The organism is Streptomyces sp. Ru72 (assembly GCF_002920635.1).
In the GTDB taxonomy this organism is placed as follows: Bacteria; Actinomycetota; Actinomycetes; order Streptomycetales; family Streptomycetaceae; genus Streptomyces.
This window is the reverse complement of record NZ_PQSR01000055.1, coordinates 1-17,135: the sequence shown is the minus strand read 5'-3', so window position 1 is coordinate 17,135 and position 17,135 is coordinate 1. Positions and strand designations below refer to the sequence as shown.

Annotated in this window: 14 protein-coding genes and 2 tRNA genes; 13 read left to right on the top strand and 3 right to left on the bottom strand. The window is 70.3% G+C overall.

Annotation, left to right across the window (positions count from 1 at the left end):
* Positions 1–5: 5 nt before the first annotated feature.
* The gene (locus C3488_RS23710) at positions 6–815 is read left to right on the top strand and encodes an Fpg/Nei family DNA glycosylase (protein ID WP_103842533.1); all 810 of its coding nucleotides are present in this window, start codon (positions 6–8) and stop codon (positions 813–815) included.
* Between the two features lie 62 nt (positions 816–877).
* Here C3488_RS23710 and C3488_RS23705 read toward each other — a convergent pair whose 3' ends face one another.
* A complete protein-coding gene (locus C3488_RS23705; RefSeq protein WP_103842531.1) occupies positions 878–2,107 on the bottom strand; it encodes a GNAT family N-acetyltransferase in 1,230 nt (409 codons plus the stop codon).
* Positions 2,108–2,256: 149 nt separating this feature from the next.
* Between C3488_RS23705 and C3488_RS23700 the strand changes: the two genes are divergently transcribed.
* The 3 genes from C3488_RS23700 to C3488_RS23690 all read left to right on the top strand — a co-directional run bounded on the left by C3488_RS23700 (position 2,257) and on the right by C3488_RS23690 (position 4,450).
* Complete coding sequence (locus C3488_RS23700) at positions 2,257–3,435, top strand: PP2C family protein-serine/threonine phosphatase (protein WP_103842529.1); 1,179 nt, start codon at positions 2,257–2,259, stop codon at positions 3,433–3,435.
* 93 nt (positions 3,436–3,528) lie between these two features.
* Positions 3,529–3,981, top strand: coding sequence for an HD domain-containing protein (locus C3488_RS23695; RefSeq protein ID WP_103842527.1), 453 nt, complete (start codon positions 3,529–3,531; stop codon positions 3,979–3,981).
* A 274-nt stretch (positions 3,982–4,255) separates the two neighbouring features.
* Positions 4,256–4,450: a hypothetical protein gene (locus tag C3488_RS23690; protein ID WP_103842525.1), complete on the top strand. Its 195-nt coding sequence runs from the start codon at positions 4,256–4,258 to the stop codon at positions 4,448–4,450.
* Positions 4,451–5,145: 695 nt separating this feature from the next.
* On the opposite strand, the gene C3488_RS23680 is transcribed toward C3488_RS23690, so the two are convergent.
* A tRNA-Gly gene (locus C3488_RS23680) sits at positions 5,146–5,216 on the bottom strand.
* Between the two features lie 153 nt (positions 5,217–5,369).
* Here C3488_RS23680 and C3488_RS23675 point away from each other — a divergent pair.
* The 5 genes from C3488_RS23675 to clpX all read left to right on the top strand — a co-directional run bounded on the left by C3488_RS23675 (position 5,370) and on the right by clpX (position 10,654).
* Positions 5,370–5,446, top strand: a tRNA-Pro gene (locus C3488_RS23675).
* Positions 5,447–5,653: 207 nt separating this feature from the next.
* Positions 5,654–7,057: a trigger factor gene (gene tig, locus C3488_RS23670; RefSeq protein WP_103842521.1), complete on the top strand. Its 1,404-nt coding sequence runs from the start codon at positions 5,654–5,656 to the stop codon at positions 7,055–7,057.
* A 499-nt stretch (positions 7,058–7,556) separates the two neighbouring features.
* Entirely contained in the window at positions 7,557–8,168 is a 612-nt protein-coding gene (locus C3488_RS23665; RefSeq protein WP_181139167.1) for an ATP-dependent Clp protease proteolytic subunit, read from the top strand.
* Between the two features lie 327 nt (positions 8,169–8,495).
* Entirely contained in the window at positions 8,496–9,176 is a 681-nt protein-coding gene (locus C3488_RS23660) for an ATP-dependent Clp protease proteolytic subunit (RefSeq protein WP_103842517.1), read from the top strand.
* 191 nt (positions 9,177–9,367) lie between these two features.
* Positions 9,368–10,654 carry an ATP-dependent Clp protease ATP-binding subunit ClpX gene (gene clpX / locus C3488_RS23655; protein ID WP_103842515.1) on the top strand — a complete coding sequence of 429 codons (1,287 nt, stop codon included), beginning with the start codon at positions 9,368–9,370 and terminating at the stop codon, positions 10,652–10,654.
* A gap of 78 nt (positions 10,655–10,732) precedes the next feature.
* On the opposite strand, the gene C3488_RS40190 is transcribed toward clpX, so the two are convergent.
* Positions 10,733–11,749: a hypothetical protein gene (locus C3488_RS40190; RefSeq protein ID WP_146067913.1), complete on the bottom strand. Its 1,017-nt coding sequence runs from the start codon at positions 11,747–11,749 to the stop codon at positions 10,733–10,735.
* A 138-nt stretch (positions 11,750–11,887) separates the two neighbouring features.
* Here C3488_RS40190 and C3488_RS23645 point away from each other — a divergent pair, with 138 nt between their 5' ends.
* The 4 genes from C3488_RS23645 (at position 11,888) to ndk (ending at position 17,062) form a co-directional block, all read left to right on the top strand.
* Positions 11,888–14,512, top strand: coding sequence for a valine--tRNA ligase (locus C3488_RS23645; RefSeq protein WP_103842513.1), 2,625 nt, complete (start codon positions 11,888–11,890; stop codon positions 14,510–14,512).
* Positions 14,513–14,619: 107 nt separating this feature from the next.
* A complete protein-coding gene (locus C3488_RS23640) occupies positions 14,620–16,128 on the top strand; it encodes a folylpolyglutamate synthase/dihydrofolate synthase family protein (RefSeq protein ID WP_103842511.1) in 1,509 nt (502 codons plus the stop codon).
* Between the two features lie 6 nt (positions 16,129–16,134).
* Positions 16,135–16,491 (top strand): DUF4233 domain-containing protein, encoded by a 357-nt coding sequence (locus tag C3488_RS23635; RefSeq protein WP_103842509.1) that lies wholly within the window; start codon positions 16,135–16,137, stop codon positions 16,489–16,491.
* Between the two features lie 157 nt (positions 16,492–16,648).
* Complete coding sequence (gene ndk / locus C3488_RS23630; RefSeq protein WP_103842507.1) at positions 16,649–17,062, top strand: nucleoside-diphosphate kinase; 414 nt, start codon at positions 16,649–16,651, stop codon at positions 17,060–17,062.
* Positions 17,063–17,135: the final 73 nt, after the last annotated feature.

Genomic DNA, 17,135 nt, shown 5'->3' with positions numbered 1-17,135 from the left:
AAGCCGTGCCAGAGGGGCACACCATCCACCGGCTGGCCCGGGACTACGCGGCGCGGTTCGCCGGCGGCACGGTCGCCGTCACCAGCCCCCAGGGCAAGTTCGCCGACGCCGCCGCCCTCCTCGACGGGGCCGAGCTCCACACCGCCGACGCCCACGGCAAGCACCTCTTCCTCGGCTTCCGCGGCGCCGACTGGGTGCACATCCACCTCGGCCTGTTCGGCAAGGTCACCTTCGGCGACGGCCCCGCGCCCCCGCCCACCGACACGGTCCGCCTGCGTCTGGCGAACCCCACCGCGTACGTCGACCTGCGCGGCCCCACCACCTGCGCGCTGGTCACCGGCGAGGAGAAGGCCGCGGTCCACGGCCGCCTCGGCCCCGACCCGCTGCGCGCCGACGCCGACCCGGAGGCCGCCCACCGGCGGGTCCGACGCAGTCGGACGAGCATCGCCGCCCTGCTCATGGACCAGAAGGTCATCGCGGGAGTGGGCAACGTCTACCGCGCAGAGGTCCTCTTCCGGCACGGCATCGACCCCTACCGGCCCGGCAGGGACATCACGCCCGCCGAGTGGGACGCGATCTGGGCCGACCTCGTCGCCCTGATGCGCGAGGGCGTCCGCACCAACCGCATCGACACCGTGCGGCCCGAACACACCCCCGAGGCCATGGGCCGCCCGCCGCGCGTCGACGACCACGGCGGCGAGGTGTACGTGTACCGCAGGGCCGGCCTGCCCTGCCACCTCTGTGGCGGCGAGATCCGCACCGCCTCTCTCGCCGCCCGCAACCTGTTCTGGTGCCCCGGCTGCCAGCGGTCGTAGGGCCCTTCGCAAAGCGCAGGCCGCCTTTCGCGCCCCGGGGCCTGCCGGTGCACCGGAACCCGTCAGAACCCGTGCGGCAGCCACGGCGCCACCACGGAGCCGAACGCCAGGGACGCCTCCGCCAGCGCCCCCCGTCGCAGCTCCCGTACCCGCCCGGCCGCGGCCAGCGATGTGAGCGACACCCCGCCCAGATACGCGGCCCCCAACTCCCGCACGGATAGGGCGAGATCGGCCGCGTCCGTCGTACGCGCACACGAGGCCCCCTTCGCGTCGCCCGTCAGCCGCCAACGCCCCTCGTTCCAGGGGCAGAAGGCGTCCTCGACCTCGAACACCACATCCACGGGGGCCTGGTACGTCCGGGCCTCCAGGGCCGAGCCGACCTCGACGAGACGCAGATGGAGGGCATCCCTCAGCCGTGGCCGGCACCGCCGGATGTCGGACACCAGATGCTGCCAGGCGTCGTCGACCGGCCGCGACCGCACGACCAGCGTCGTCGTCAGGTCTATGCCGAACAGGAACCGCCACAGCGCCGCATCCGTAGCCGGATCGAGCGCGGCCAGGTTCACCAGGGTCACCGTCCCGTCGTGCCCGGCGACCCCCCAGCCGAGCTTGGTGCGGAAGCGGGCGTACCCCGTGATCTCGCCCTCGCGCTCGGCGACCACGCACTGCAGCGCGGACGCCCCGTCCCGCTCGCTCACCGGGTCCAGCAGCCCCGCCCGCTCCCAGCCGGGCCGCCGCTCCAGCATGCCGGGACGGCCGGGCACCAGCCGTGCGTAGACAGCCTCGCAGGCATCGAGCACGTCGGCGGGGGCCGCGTATCGCAGCCGTACGTCATCCGTGCCGGCCGGAACGGACAGCTCGACGCGGCTCGTGTCGATCTCGGCGCCCAGCTGGAAGGTCGCCGCGCCGTACCCGAACCGGCCGTAGATCGCGGGCTCGGAGGCGGTCAGCACCGCCAGCGGCTCCCCCCAGGAGCGGACGTCGCCCAGCTGCCGGCGCATCATCGAGGTCAGCACACCGCGCCGGCGGTGCGTGGCCGCCACGCTCACCATGGTGACGCCCGCCGCGGGGACCGAGGCGCCGCCGGGGACGGTGAGGCGGAAGCTGAAGGCGCCGGCAGTGCCGACACACGTGGTTCCGTCCCATACGCCCAGGGATCGATTGCATTCGGTGAGTTCACGATCCAGTGCGCGCTCTTCGGGCGCCTGGTCCGCACCGCCGAAGGCCCGGACCAGGTTGTCGTACCACGTGTCCCACTCGTCCTGCCGGAGCACCCGCACGTCCGTCTTCATGTGCCATGCCTATCAGGGCAATGCGGGGCGAGCGAGGGAATTTCTCCCGCGTTACGGGGCGCCGCTTCCTGTGAAGTTCAGCGCTCGGACGGGGGACAAGTGGGACCTCCCGTGCCAAGGGGCTGGTCCGATGGATAGGGTCCCGAACAATGGCAGCAGGACGAGAGCGGCGCGCGGAAGCCGAGACGTTCACGGCCCGGTTGAAGAAGCAGTGGCACCGGGCCCGCACCGGCGTGCGCCGATCCGCCGTGGACTACTTCCGCGGGGACGGCTCGGACTGGGTCGCACTGGCCGGCCTGCTGCTGACGATCCCGCTGATCGCGGCGGTCACCCTGGCCGACCCCGTCTGGTGCTCACCGGCCGTCCTGGTTCTCCCCATCGTCGCCGGCGGCCTGCTGCTGCGCCCGTCCAGTCTGCTCGGCCTGTACGCCGCCGCCGCGACCGCGCTGATCGTCGAGTCCGTCAGACTCGGCCCCTACACCGAGGGGCCGTCCCGGGTCACTCCGGGCATCGTGCTCGTGGTCGCGGCCTGCGGCTTCTTCGGCCTGCTGATCGCGCAGTTCCGCAGCCGGGTCGGGGTGCCGTGGCGGCGTGGCGGGACCATGCTCTTCGACCTGCGCGAACGCATCCGGGTCCAGAGCAAGCTGCCGAAACTGCCGCTGGGCTGGCACCGCGAGATGGCGCTCAGACCTGCCGGCGGACAGTCCTTCTCCGGCGACTTCGTGGTGGCGGCCCGCACCAACGGCGGCCGCACACTCGAGGTCGTCCTCACCGACGTCTCCGGCAAGGGCATGGACGCCGGTTCGCGCGCCCTGTTGCTGTCCGGGGCGTTCGGCGGACTGCTGGGATCGCTCCCACCGCACGCGTTCCTGCCCGCGGCGAACGGCTACCTGCTCCGCCAGGACTGGGACGAGGGCTTCGCGACCTCCATCCACCTCGTCCTGGACCTGGAGTCCGGCGACTACGAGCTCTATTCCGCCGGACACCCGCCCGGCCTGCAGCTCAGCGCGGGCAGCGGCCGCTGGGAGGAGAAGGCGGCCGAGGGGCCGCTCCTCGGCGTCTACGACGGCGCCCAGTTCGACTCCGTGAAGGGCACGCTGCGCCCCGGCGACGTGCTGATGCTGTTCACGGACGGCCTGGTGGAGACGTCCGACCGCGACATCGTGGAAGGCATGGACCGCCTCATGGGCGAGGCCGACCGCTATGTCGCGGGCGGCTTCCGCGGCGCGGCCTGGCACCTCATCGAGGCGGTCGCGAAAGACGTGAACGACGACCGGGCGCTGCTGCTGATCTGCCGGGAGGCGGTGACGGCGCCGGCGGTGCGCTGAGGAGGCGCGTCCGGGTCGCGTCCGCGGTGGCCGGCGGGGGACTCCCGCTCGGTCGTGTCACACGTTGCGGAAGCAGAGTCAGGGGGAGCCTGTATGTCGCTCATGACACCGGCCGAGGTCGAGGCCGTCGCCCGCGCCGCGCACTCGGCGCAGAAGGACAAGGCCGGACGGCCCTACGCCGAGCACCTCGCGGCCGTTGCCGAGGGTGTGCGCGCCCGCGGCGGGGGAGAAGAGCTCGTCGCCGCCGCATGGTTGCACGACTCCGTGGAGGACGGCGTCCTCAGCGAGGAGTGGCTCGACACCGCCCCCTTGTCCCCCACGACGAAGGCCGTCGTCCGGGCTGTCACCAAGCGGCCCGGCGAGGACCCGCAGGCGTACGCGCGGCGTATTCTCGCCACCCCCGGCGCCCGTCTGGTGAAGGCCGCCGACCTCGCCCACAACGCGGATCCGCAGCGGCTCGCCGTCCTCGACGCAGCCACCGCGGAGCGGCTCACCCGCAAGTACGCCGCCATGCGCCAGTACCTCGGGCTCACCGCCGACGATTGACGGTTCCTCAGCGACGCCCACGACAGGGCGAGCTGTGGACGTGAAAACGATCACTGTCGATCCGCTGTGACGGACACCGCGCAATTCGGCTGCGTCGCCACCGGGTTGACCACGGCGTACCGCTCCTGGCTGTGACGAGTTGCCGCCAAGGTGGTCGACGATGCGCCAGCGGCCGCATAGGGCGGGCCGGTTGGTGGCACGATGGTTCTGGCGGGGTGTGCAGGGGACGGCGCCCCGGGCCGGGAGAGCGGACCGACCGAGGGTGTGATCAGTTGTGGCGATTTCGCTGTCAGTGGTGCTGCTGTTGGCGATCATCCTGGTGGTGATGGTCAGAGGGGGCTCGATCAAGGCCGGACCGGCGATCGTGGCGATCCTCTTCGGGTTCTTCCTGGCCTCGACCGGCATGGCTCCGTCCATCAACCGCTTCCTGAACTCGATAGCGGACACGATCAACTCGATCCGCTTCTGAGCGGACGGGACCACGCCCGGCATCGGCCGGCTCGGCTCTGTGCGGAGTCGGGCCGGTCCGGTCCGGGCGACTTCGGCGACTGCCGCGCCGGCGGCGGGCCACCGATCGCCGATCGGCCGGCGACCTGGGCACGGCGCGCCTTGACGCGCTTGCGCGCCGAGGGGACATCGTCACGGCGGGCGGCCGCCCGCCGTCGCGGTACCTCGCCGCACGGGCACCTGGGGGCACAGACGGCTGCCTCCAGCTCTTTGCGACTTGTTGGCGCCCTTCCCCGTTCGGCCGCCGATGGCCGATGGGTACGCTCCCCGCAGTCCTGGTGATCAGTGCCGGGACGCCGGATCGCGCGGCGCGATCTTCGACAAGGAGGGGGACGATGCTCTACCTGGTGCAGACCGCGTTGGCGGTCGGGTCCGTCGTGGCTGCCGTAACGATCATGCTGATACGCCGGGACCGGAGGCGGACGGTTGCGAGTCCGCAAGCGCGGCTCATGGAAGCGGCGGCCACCAGGGGCGCGGGCAGCGTGGGCGGCCAGGCACGCGCCTACACACGCTTCGCCCGGCGGTTCTAGCGGCGTCGGTGAAAAAGCTCGCAAGCCGAAGGGGCACGCGCGGGACACGCCGGACGCGAACGGACCCCGGAAACGATCAGGGCCAGGCCGGAGGAGTGATCCTCCGGCCTGGCCCTGAGCCGTTCAGAGCGGGCGACGGGAATCGAACCCGCGTAGCTAGTTTGGAAGACTAGGGCTCTACCATTGAGCTACGCCCGCAACACGATGCGCCGCAGGTCACCGACCGCGGCACAGAAGGCATCGTAGCGGGTCGCCCGCCTCGTAGGCCAACGCGTCGGTGCTCACACACGCCCGCGAACAAACCGGCCGACTCGGCCCGGTCCGGGCATGTACCCTACGTGTCGCACCAGACGGGGTGTGGCGCAGCTTGGTAGCGCGTCCGCTTTGGGAGCGGAAGGCCGTGGGTTCAAATCCCGCCACCCCGACCACCGGCCCGGCACGGCCCGGCGCCGACCCGCGTGATCGCCTTTGGGCGCGCTCAGTGCCTGCGGTTACTATGCAAGCTGCGCGCCCGTGTGTCTGCACTGCCATGTCTCTCAGGCAGGGGCCCGCGAATCCGCCGAAGGCATGCCCGCCCCTCCGGGTGGCGCAGGCTCGGCAGAACCCCAAGAAGTCAGCCACAAGGAGACCGAACCGTGAAGAGCGCCGTGGAGACCCTGAACCCGACCCGGGTTCGGCTCACTGTTGAGGTGCCCTTCGAGGAGCTCAAGGACAGCCTCGACGCGGCGTACAAGAAGATCAACCAGCAGGTCACGGTGAAGGGCTTCCGCAAGGGCAAGATCCCGGCCCGGGTGATCGACCAGCGGTTCGGCCGTGGCGCCGTGCTGGAGGAGGCCGTCAACGACGCGCTGCCCAAGCTCTACACCGAGGCGGTCAACGAGGCCGAGCTGAACCCGCTGGGCCAGCCCGAGGTCGACATCACGGAGCTGAAGGACAACGAGCTGCTGTCCTTCACCGCCGAGGTCGACGTCCGCCCGACCATCGAGATCCCGGACTTCTCCGGCATCGAGGTCGAGGTCGACGCCGTGGAGGTCACCGACGAGGACGTCGAGAAGTCGGTCCAGCAGCTGCGCGACCGCTTCGCGTCCACCTCCCCGGTCGAGCGCGCCGCCGAGGACGGCGACGTCGTCACGATCGACCTGGAGGCCAAGGTCGACGGTGAGGTCCTCGAGGACGGCGTCGCCAAGGACGTCTCCTACACGATCGGCTCCGGTGAGCTGCTGGACGGTATCGACGACGCCGTGAAGGGCCTGTCGGCCGGCGAGGAGGCCACCTTCACCTCCGAGCTGAAGGGCGGCTCGGCGGCCGGCAAGGAGGCCGAGGTGACGGTCAAGGTCACCCAGGTCGCGGCCCGGGAACTGCCGGAGCTCGACGACGAGTTCGCGCAGCTCGCGTCCGAGTTCGACACGCTGGAGGAGCTGAAGGCGGACAGCCGCAAGCGCCTCGAGAACATGAAGCAGTACGACCAGGCCACGCAGGCCCAGGAGCGCGTCCTGGACAAGCTGCTCGAGCTGGTCGAGGTCCCGGTCCCCGAGAAGCTCCTCGAGGACGAGATCAACACCCGTAAGCACAACCTCGAGCACCACCAGCTCGCCCAGATGGGCCTGACCCTCGACCGGTACCTGGAGATCCAGGGCAAGACCGCCGAGGAGTTCGAGACCGAGACGCGCGAGGCCGCGATCAAGGGCATCAAGACCCAGTTCGTCCTCGACGAGCTGGTCAACAAGGAGAAGCTCAACGTCAACCAGGAGGAGCTCACCGAGCACCTCATGCGGCGCGCGGCCTCCTCCGGCATGTCCCCCGACCAGTTCGCCCAGGCGGTCGTCGAGGGTGGCCAGGTCCCGATGCTGGTCGGCGAGGTGGCCCGCGGCAAGGCCCTGGCGCTGGTCGTCGAGGCCGCGACGGTCAAGGACACCAACGGCGAGATCGTCGACCTGGACGACGAGGAGGAGTCGGAGGAGGCGGACGCCTCCGCCGAGGCCGCGGAGACCACCTCCACGGAGGCCACCGAGGCCGGCGAGGACAAGCCGGAGGCGTAACCTCCCTCGCTACGGCAGCACGGGCCCCGGGCGCACAGCGCGCTCCGGGGCCCGTCGCTGTATGCGCAGGGCCGGCAAGCGCCTGGCAACCGCCGGGAACCGGTCGGCCCCGGCGCGGGGTGCGCCCGAAAGGGGTGCGGGGAACGGCGCGAGCAACCCACCACAAGCCCACACCGACGCGACGACAACAGCCTCCACGGCGACAATGGACCCGGGGCCCGGGGCGGAGCCCCGCGACGGCAACCACGGCGCCGGGCCCGCACCACCACGGGCCAGCACCACCCTCGGCCCCCCGCAGCGGAGCGCATGCGCTCACAGCGAACAGTCCCCTATGCGGGATTCCCCGAAGGGACCCGCGCGTTAGGGTCCATGAATACGAGGGCAGGGGAGTCCCCGAAGCCGCCCCGCAGGGGGTCGGACGGGGTCCCACGCCCCAGCAGGACACGTGAGACGGCCCCGTGCCGTCGTAAGACGAGCAGGTGGATACGTGACGAATCTGATGCCCTCCGCCGCCGGCGAGCCTTCCATCGGTGGCGGCCTCGGCGACCAGGTCTACAACCGGCTGCTCAACGAGCGGATCATCTTCCTCGGCCAGCCGGTGGACGACGACATCGCCAACAAGATCACCGCACAGCTGCTGCTCCTTGCCTCCGACCCGGACAAGGACATTTACCTGTACATCAACAGCCCTGGCGGCTCGATCACGGCCGGCATGGCGATCTACGACACCATGCAGTACATCAAGAACGACGTCGTGACGATCGCCATGGGCATGGCGGCCTCCATGGGGCAGTTCCTGCTCAGCGCGGGCACCCCGGGCAAGCGCTTCGCCCTGCCCAACGCCGAGATCCTGATCCACCAGCCCTCGGCCGGTCTCGCCGGCTCCGCGTCGGACATCAAGATCCACGCCGAGCGGCTGCTGCACACCAAGAAGCGCATGGCCGAGCTGACCGCCTTCCACACCGGCCAGTCGGTCGAGCAGATCACCCGGGACTCGGATCGCGACCGCTGGTTCGACGCCCAGGAGGCCAAGGAGTACGGCCTGATCGACGAGGTCATCACCACCGCTGCCGGCATGCCGGGCGGCGGAGGCACCGGGGCAGGCTCGTAAGGGCTCACCGGGTCCGCTCCAGGCCCGACGGCCGCGCAGGCGGACCGTGAGCCGCCGGCGAGGTCCCAAGGCCTGCGCAGCCGGGCAGCCGGCCGGTCCCCGGACCGGGCAGCCGGACCCCGCCGGCCGCCCGGGCACCTGGGGGGCTCCCGGCCCACTGCACGGCCACCGGGCCCTCCAGGGGCCCGGCCGGCGCCCAAGGACCCCGGCAACGGTCCCGGGGCCCGGCAGCAGCCGCAGCGGCCGTACAGGACCCACAAGGACCCGAACAGCCCCCAGCGCCCCTCCAGCCCCCAGCCACCGCCCCAGCCCCCTTCAGGAGACACCGTGAACGACTTCCCCGGCAGCGGCATCTACGACCGTATGCGCGCCGAGTACACCGGCCCCGCGGCCGAGTCCCGCTACGTCATCCCGCGCTTCGTCGAGCGCACCTCGCAGGGCATCCGCGAGTACGACCCGTACGCGAAGCTCTTCGAGGAGCGCGTGATCTTCCTCGGCGTCCAGATCGACGACGCCTCCGCCAACGACGTCATGGCGCAGCTGCTGTGCCTGGAGTCGATGGACCCCGACCGTGACATCTCGGTCTACATCAACAGCCCCGGCGGCTCCTTCACCGCGCTCACGGCCATCTACGACACGATGCAGTTCGTGAAGCCGGACATCCAGACGGTCTGCATGGGCCAGGCCGCCTCGGCCGCCGCCGTGCTGCTGGCCGCGGGCACCCCGGGCAAGCGCATGGCGCTGCCGAACGCCCGTGTGCTGATCCACCAGCCCTACAGCGAGACCGGCCGCGGCCAGGTCTCCGACCTGGAGATCGCCGCCAACGAGATCCTCCGGATGCGGACCCAGCTGGAGGAGATGCTGGCCAAGCACTCCACCCAGCCGATCGAGAAGATCCGCGAGGACATCGAGCGCGACAAGATCCTCACGGCCGAGGACGCGTTGCAGTACGGCCTGATCGACCAGATCATCTCGACCCGGAAGATGAACAACACCGCGGTCCGCTGACGCGAATCCACGCGATTCGTCACCGGATCTGTATCGTCTGCCGCCCCTTGGCACGGTTTGCCCCGGCTCACGTCGAAGCGAACCGCGCCAAGGGGGGCCCGAACGGGGGGCCCGGCAAGGTACCGTCGACATAAGGCAGCACCAGGAGCCGCTGGACGTAAGGCGTCTCCCAGGCGAAGGGGAAGCACACCGTGGCACGCATCGGTGACGGCGGCGATCTGCTCAAGTGCTCGTTCTGCGGCAAGAGCCAGAAGCAGGTCAAGAAGCTCATCGCAGGCCCCGGTGTGTACATCTGCGACGAGTGCATCGATCTCTGCAACGAGATCATCGAGGAGGAGCTCGCCGAGACGAGCGAGGTGCGCTGGGAGGAGCTTCCCAAGCCCCGCGAGATCTACGAGTTCCTCGAGGGGTACGTGGTCGGCCAGGAGGCGGCCAAGAAGGCTCTATCCGTCGCGGTGTACAACCACTACAAGCGGGTCCAGGCCGGTGAGAACGGCGGCGCCCAAGGCCGCGACGACGCCATCGAGTTGGCCAAGTCGAACATCCTGCTGCTGGGCCCCACGGGCTCCGGCAAGACGCTGCTCGCCCAGACCCTGGCCCGCATGCTGAACGTCCCGTTCGCGATCGCCGACGCGACGGCGCTGACGGAGGCGGGGTATGTCGGCGAGGACGTGGAGAACATCCTGCTGAAGCTCATCCAGGCGGCCGACTACGACGTCAAGAAGGCCGAGACGGGCATCATCTACATCGACGAGATCGACAAGGTGGCCCGCAAGAGCGAGAACCCGTCGATCACCCGGGACGTCAGCGGCGAGGGCGTCCAGCAGGCCCTGCTGAAGATCCTCGAGGGCACGACGGCCTCGGTCCCGCCGCAGGGAGGCCGCAAGCACCCGCACCAGGAGTTCATCCAGATCGACACGACGAACGTGCTGTTCATCGTGGGCGGCGCGTTCGCGGGCCTGGAGAAGATCATCGAGGCGCGGGCCGGCGCGAAGGGCATCGGCTTCGGCGCCACCATCCGCTCGAAGCGCGAACTCGAGGCCAAGGACCAGTTCGAGGACGTCATGCCGGAGGACCTGGTGAAGTTCGGGATGATCCCGGAGTTCATCGGGCGCCTCCCGGTCATCACCTCGGTCCACAACCTGGACCGCAAGGCGCTGCTGCAGATCCTGGTCGAGCCGCGTAACGCCCTGGTGAAGCAGTACCAACGGCTCTTCGAACTCGACGGTGTCGAGCTGGACTTCGAGCGCGAGGCCCTCGAAGCGATCGCCGACCAGGCGATCCTGCGCCAGACGGGAGCCCGCGGTCTGCGCGCCATCATGGAGGAGGTCCTCCAGGCGGTGATGTACGAGGTCCCGTCCCGCAAGGACGTGGCCCGCGTCGTCATCACGGCCGACGTGGTGCTCCGCAACGTCAACCCGACCCTGATCCCGCGGGACGCGCGCGGGCGCGGCCCGGGCGAGCAGAAGACGGCGTAGCCGCCACAGCCGTACACACGGTGAAGGGGCCCCGGTCAACCGACCGGGGCCCCTTCATCGTTGCGGCGTACGGCGGCGTCAGGCCTTGACGCGCACGTCGTTGCGGAGCTTGCGGGTGATGTCGGCCGCGGTGTCCTTCGACACGTCGGCCGCGTTGTTGCCGGGGGAGACCATGGCCATCGTGCTGTAGTCGGCCCAGGCGCAGAACCAGTCGGTCTGCTGCTGCTTGGTGAGCTGGTTGGTCCCCTTGGCCGCCTGGCACTTCATGACCGCGCCGTCCATGTCGACCGACTCGGGCTCGCCGACCAGTTCGCTCTTGCCCGCGGCACTGCTGCCGGAGGAGTTCTTCTGGAAGTCCTTCTTGATCTGGGCGAAGTACGCGTCCAGGGCCGCCTTGGGATCGGCGATCTTGCCGTAGGCCCCGATGAGCGTCACGCCCTTGGCCGTGAGCAGCTTGGACTTGTCGGGCAGGGTCGAAGGATCGCTCGGGTCGTAGTGGCTCAGGTCGGCCGTCGAGTAGGCGCCGTAGACGGCGGTGCCGTTCTTGACGCCGCTCTTCTCCAGGTCCTTGGCGGTGCTCGAACTGGCGTCGCGGGTGTCGCTCTCCTTGGTCGCCCGGGTGTACTCGCCGAGCACCTTCTGCGGCGTCGTCAGCTTGTGAGGACCGTCGTCCGCGAGACCGGACGACCCGCCACCGCCGACGACGAAGTACGCCCCCACCGCGATCGCCGCCGCCACCGCCACCGCGCCGATGATCACCGCCGTCTTCTTCCCGCCACCCCCCGGGACCGGCGGCTGCGGGACGCCGCCGTACGGCTGCGGCTGGCCGTAGGGCTGCTGGCCGTACGGAGGCTGCTGGCCGTAGGGCGGCTGCGGCTGCTGCTGGGCGTACGGGTTCCGCTGGGGATATCCGTAGTCGGGCGCCTGCGGGGGCTGCTGGGGGTAGCCGTAGCCGGGCTGGGGCGGGGGCGCCTGCGGCGGCTGGCCGTAGGGGCCCGGCTGACCGTACGGCCCCGGCTGCCCCTGCCCCGGCTGACCGTACGGTCCGGGCTGCTCGGGCTGCCCGCCGTACGGGCCCGGCTGGTTGTAGCTCATGTTCTGGGTTCCCCTCCAGACGCTGGTGTGGCCCTGACATCCTGGCGCAGACCGGGGAACGCGGGGTCTGCGGGGTGCTCGCCGTTACGAAAGAATCGCGTTTCGGGACGGGGCCGTGACACCTCTAAACTGACCCCCGTGACCGAGAACGCTCAGCAGCAGCCACCAGCGCCCGACACCGAACTGCCGACCCAGTACGCGCCGGCCGACGTAGAGGGGCCGCTGTACGAGCGCTGGGTAGAGCGGGGCTACTTCGAGGCCGACGCGAAGAGCGAGAAGCCTCCGTACACCATCGTCATCCCGCCGCCGAACGTCACCGGCAGCCTGCACCTGGGGCACGCCTTCCAGCACACGCTCATGGACGCCCTCACCCGCCGCAAGCGGATGCAGGGTTACGAGACGCTGTGGCTGCCGGGCATGGACCACGCCGGCATCGCCACCCAGAACAAGGTCGAGCAGCAGCTCGCCGGTGAGGGCAAGTCCCGCTACGACCTGGGACGTGAGGCGTTCGTCGAGCGCGTGTGGCAGTGGAAGGAGGAGTACGGCGGCAAGATCCTCGGCCAGATGCGCCGCCTCGGTGACGGCGTCGACTGGTCACGTGAGCGCTTCACCATGGACGAGGGCCTCTCGCGCGCCGTCCAGACGATCTTCAAGCGGCTCTACGACGACGGGCTGATCTACCGCGCCGAGCGGATCATCAACTGGTGCCCGCGCTGCCTGACCGCGATCTCCGACATCGAGGTCGAGTACCAGGAGCGCGACGGCGAGCTGGTCTCCATCCGCTACGGCGACGGGGAGAACGCGATCGTCGTGGCCACCACCCGCGCCGAGACGATGCTCGGCGACACGGCCGTCGCCGTCCACCCCGACGACGAGCGGTACAAGCACCTGATCGGCACCGAGATCGAGCTGCCGCTCACCGGCCGCCGCATCCCGATCGTCGCGGACGAGCACGTCGACCCCGAGTTCGGCACCGGCGCCGTCAAGGTCACCCCGGCCCACGACCCGAACGACTTCGAGATCGGCCAGCGGCACGGCCTGCCGTCGCTGACGGTCATGGACGACCACGGCGTGATCATCGCGCACGGCCCGTTCCAGGGCCTGGACCGGCTGGAGGCGCGCAGCGCCGTCGTCGGCACCCTGCGCGAGCAGGGCCGGATCGTCGCCGAGAAGCGTCCGTACGTCCACTCCGTCGGCCACTGCTCGCGCTGCCACACCATCATCGAGCCCCGGCTGTCGATGCAGTGGTGGGTCAAGGTCGCCCCGTTGGCCAAGGCCGCGGGTGACGCGGTCCGCGACGGCCGGGTGACGATCCACCCGGCCGAGATGTCGAAGCGGTACTTCGACTGGGTCGACAACATGCACGACTGGTGCATCTCGCGCCAGCTCTGGTGGGGCCACCGCATCCCCATCTGGTACGGCCCCGACGGCGAGACCGTCTGCGTCGGTCCGGACGAGCAGCCGCCCTCCGGCGAGGGCTGGACGCAGGACTCGGACGTCCTGGACACGTGGTTCTCCTCCGGCCTGTGGCCGTTCTCCACGCTCGGCTGGCCGGAGGAGACCGCCGACCTGGCGAAGTTCTACCCGACCGACGTGCTGCTCACCGGGCACGACATCATCTTCTTCTGGGTCGCCCGGATGATGATGTTCGGCCTTTACGCGATGGACGGCGAGATCCCGTTCCACACCATCGCGTTGACCGGCCTGGTCCGCGACGAGTTCGGCAAGAAGATGTCGAAGTCCAACCCGAACGCGGTCGACCCGCTGGTGTGGATGGACCGGTACGGCTCGGACGCGGTCCGCTTCACCCTCGCCCGTGGCGCCAACCCCGGCGCGGACGTGCCGATCGGCGAGGACTGGGTCCAGGGCTCGCGCAACTTCTGCAACAAGATCTGGAACGCGACCCGCTTCGCGCTGATGAACGGCGCGACGGTCGAGGGCCCGCTGCCCTCGCCCGAGAAGATGTCGGCCACCGACCGCTGGATCCTGTCCCGGCTGAACTCGGTCGTCGTCGAAGTCGACGCCTTCTACGACGACTACCAGTTCGCCAAGGTCAGCGACGCCCTCTTCCACTTCGCGTGGGACGAGGTCTTCGACTGGTACGTGGAGCTGTCCAAGACCACGTTCCAGGCGGGCGGCGAGGCGGCCGAGGTCAGCAAGCGCGTCCTCGGCGAGGTCCTCGACGTCACGCTGAAGCTGCTGCACCCGATCGTGCCGTTCGTCACCGAGACGCTGTGGACCACCCTCACGGGCGGTGAGTCGGTCGTCATCGCGGACTGGCCCGAGGACAGTGGCTTCCGGGACACCGCGGCCGAGAAGGAGATCGAGACCCTCCAGTCGGTGATCACCGAGGTCCGCCGCTTCCGCGCCGACCAGGGCCTGCAGCCGGGCCAGCGGGTCCCCGCCCGCCTGACCCTCGACGGGACGGCGCTGGCCCCGCACGAACCCGCCATCCGCCAGCTGCTGCGCCTGCAGCCGGAGGGCGAGGGCTTCACGGCCACGGCGACCCTGCCGGTCGCGGGGGCCACGGTCGCGCTGGACCTGTCGGGCACGATCGACGTGGCGGCGGAGCGGAAGCGGCTCGCGAAGGATCTGGCCGCCGCGGAGAAGGAGAAGGCCCAGGCCACGGCGAAGCTGGGGAACGAGGCGTTCCTGGCCAAGGCGCCGGAGCCCGTGGTGGAGAAGATCCGCGGGCGGCTCGCCAAGGCGGAGGAGGACATCGCCCGGATCCAGGCCCAGCTGGAGCGGTTGCCGCAGGCGTAACCGGTCGACGGAGCTGCGGACGGTCGTGGCCGGTCAAGGCCCCCGGAACCTCAGGGTTCCGGGGGCCTTGACGCACGGTTGTCACTGCTCCTCCGTAGACTGGCCCCGTGAGTGACCTGCCCCCGCGCGACCCCAACGAGAGCGATCCCTTCGAGCAGATCGTCGAGGCCGAGACCGGCCGCGACCCCGACCTCGCGGTGATCGAGGCCGGCAGCCGTACCCTGCGCACCCAGGGCGGCCCGCCGCAGGCCGACGTGCCCACGCGGCCCGAGGACCCCGAGGTCGACAAGGCGCTGCGCGAGGTCGAGGCCGAGCTGGCGACCCGCTGGGGCGAGACCAAGCTGGAGCCGTCCGTCAGCCGTATCTCCGCGCTGATGGACGTACTGGGGGAGCCGCAGCGCTCGTACCCCTCCATCCACATCACGGGCACCAACGGCAAGACCTCCACCGCACGCATGATCGAGGCCCTTCTCGGCGCCTTCGAGCTGCGCACCGGCCGGTACACGAGCCCCCACGTCCAGTCGATCACCGAGCGCATCAGCCTGGACGGCGCTCCGATCGCCGCCGAGCGGTTCGTCGAGACGTACCAGGACATCAAGCCGTACATCGAGATGGTCGACGCCGCGCAGGAGTACCGGCTGTCCTTCTTCGAGGTGCTCACCGGCATGGCGTACGCCGCCTTCGCGGACGCACCCGTGGACGTCGCGGTCGTCGAGGTCGGCATGGGCGGCAGCTGGGACGCCACCAACGTGATCGACGGGGATGTCGCCGTCGTCACCCCCATCGACCTGGACCACACCGACCGGCTCGGCTCCACGCCCGGTGAGATCGCGGGTGAGAAGGGCGGGATCATCAAGTCCGGCTCCACCGTCATCCTCGCCCAGCAGCCGGTCGACGCGGCCCAGGTGCTGCTGAAGAAGGCCGTGGAGGTGGACGCGACCGTGGCCCGCGAGGGGCTGGAGTTCGGGGTGGTGTCGCGGCAGGTCGCGGTCGGCGGGCAGCTCCTCACACTGCGCGGCCTCGGCGGGGAGTACGACGAGGTGTACCTGCCGCTGCACGGCGCCTACCAGGCCCACAACGCCGCCGTGGCGCTCGCCGCGGTCGAGGCGTTCTTCGGCGTCGGCTCCCAGCGCCCCGAGCCGCTGGACATCGACACGGTCCGCAAGGCCTTCGCGTCGGTGTCGTCCCCAGGCCGTCTGGAGGTCGTACGGCGCTCCCCGACGATCGTCCTGGACGCCGCCCACAACCCGGCGGGCGCCCGGGCCACCGCGGAGGCGGTGAGCGAGGCGTTCGACTTCAGCCGGCTGATCGGGGTCGTGGGGGCGAGCGGCGACAAGAACGTACGGGGGCTGCTCGAGGCCTTCGAGCCGATCTTCGCCGAGGTCGTGGTCACCCAGAACTCCAGCCACCGCGCGATGGACGCGGACGAGCTGGCCGCGATCGCCGTGGAGGTCTTCGGCGAGGAGCGCGTCCAGGTCGAGCCGAGGCTGCCGGACGCGCTGGAGGCCGCGATCACACTGGCCGAGGAGGAGGGGGAGTACGCGGGAGCCGGCGTGCTCGTCACCGGTTCCGTCATCACCGTCGGCGAGGCCCGACTGCTGCTGGGGAAGGGCTGACGTCCCGTGCGTACGCTGTGTGCTTCGACCCTGATCGGCGAGTTCTTCGTCATCGGTTTCGCCGGGCTGGTCGCCATGAAGGACCCGGGCCTGTCCACGGGCACCGTGTGGACGGTCAGCGGGGTCGCGATGGTGCTCAGCATCCTGCTGTGCGGCATGATCACCCGGCCCGGCGGGGTCCAGCTGGGCTGGGCGCTGCAGATCGCGCTGATCGCCTCCGGGGTCTTCGTGCCGACGATGTTCTTCATGGGTGCGGTCTTCGCCGCCCTGTGGTGGGCGTCGGTCCACTACGGGCGGAAGATCGACGAGGCGAAGGCCCGCTTCTCAGCCGAGGGCAGCCAGAACAGCCCGTCCGGCGTTTGAGCATTTCGCGGACGGGTCCCTTCGGGCCGAGAGCGGGAGTCCGGGGGCGCTGCCCGGAGCGGCCACCGCGCCAGAGGGCACCTGACGCTGCGTGACCTTCACCCAGGCGTGCCCTGTAACCTCTACGCACCGAAAACCTTGGTAAAGGAGCCCTCTCGTGACCTCGCGCACCCTCGTCCTGCTCAAGCCCGACGCCGTTCGTCGCGGGCTGATCGGCGAGATCATCGGCCGTATCGAGCGCAAGGCCGGCTGGACCATCAGCGCGCTGGACATGCGCACCCTGGACCAGGACACGCTGGAGCAGCACTACGGCGAACACAAGGGCAAGCCGTTCTACGAGCCGCTGGTGGAGTTCATGGCGTCCGGGCCGGTCGTCGCGCTCGTCGTCGAGGGCGAGCGGGTCATCGAGGGCCTGCGCGCGCTCGCCGGCGCCACCGACCCCCTCGCCGCCACCCCGGGCTCCATCCGCGGCGACTTCGGTGTGATCGTCCGCGAGAACCTCATCCACGCCTCCGACTCCGAGGAGTCCGCCGAGCGCGAGCTGAAGATCTTCTTTCCCGGGCGCTTCTGAGCCCAAAATGATGACCTTCCGAACCCGTCTTGTGGATGATTTCTGAGGGTTTGTCACGTCACCCGGATGCCGT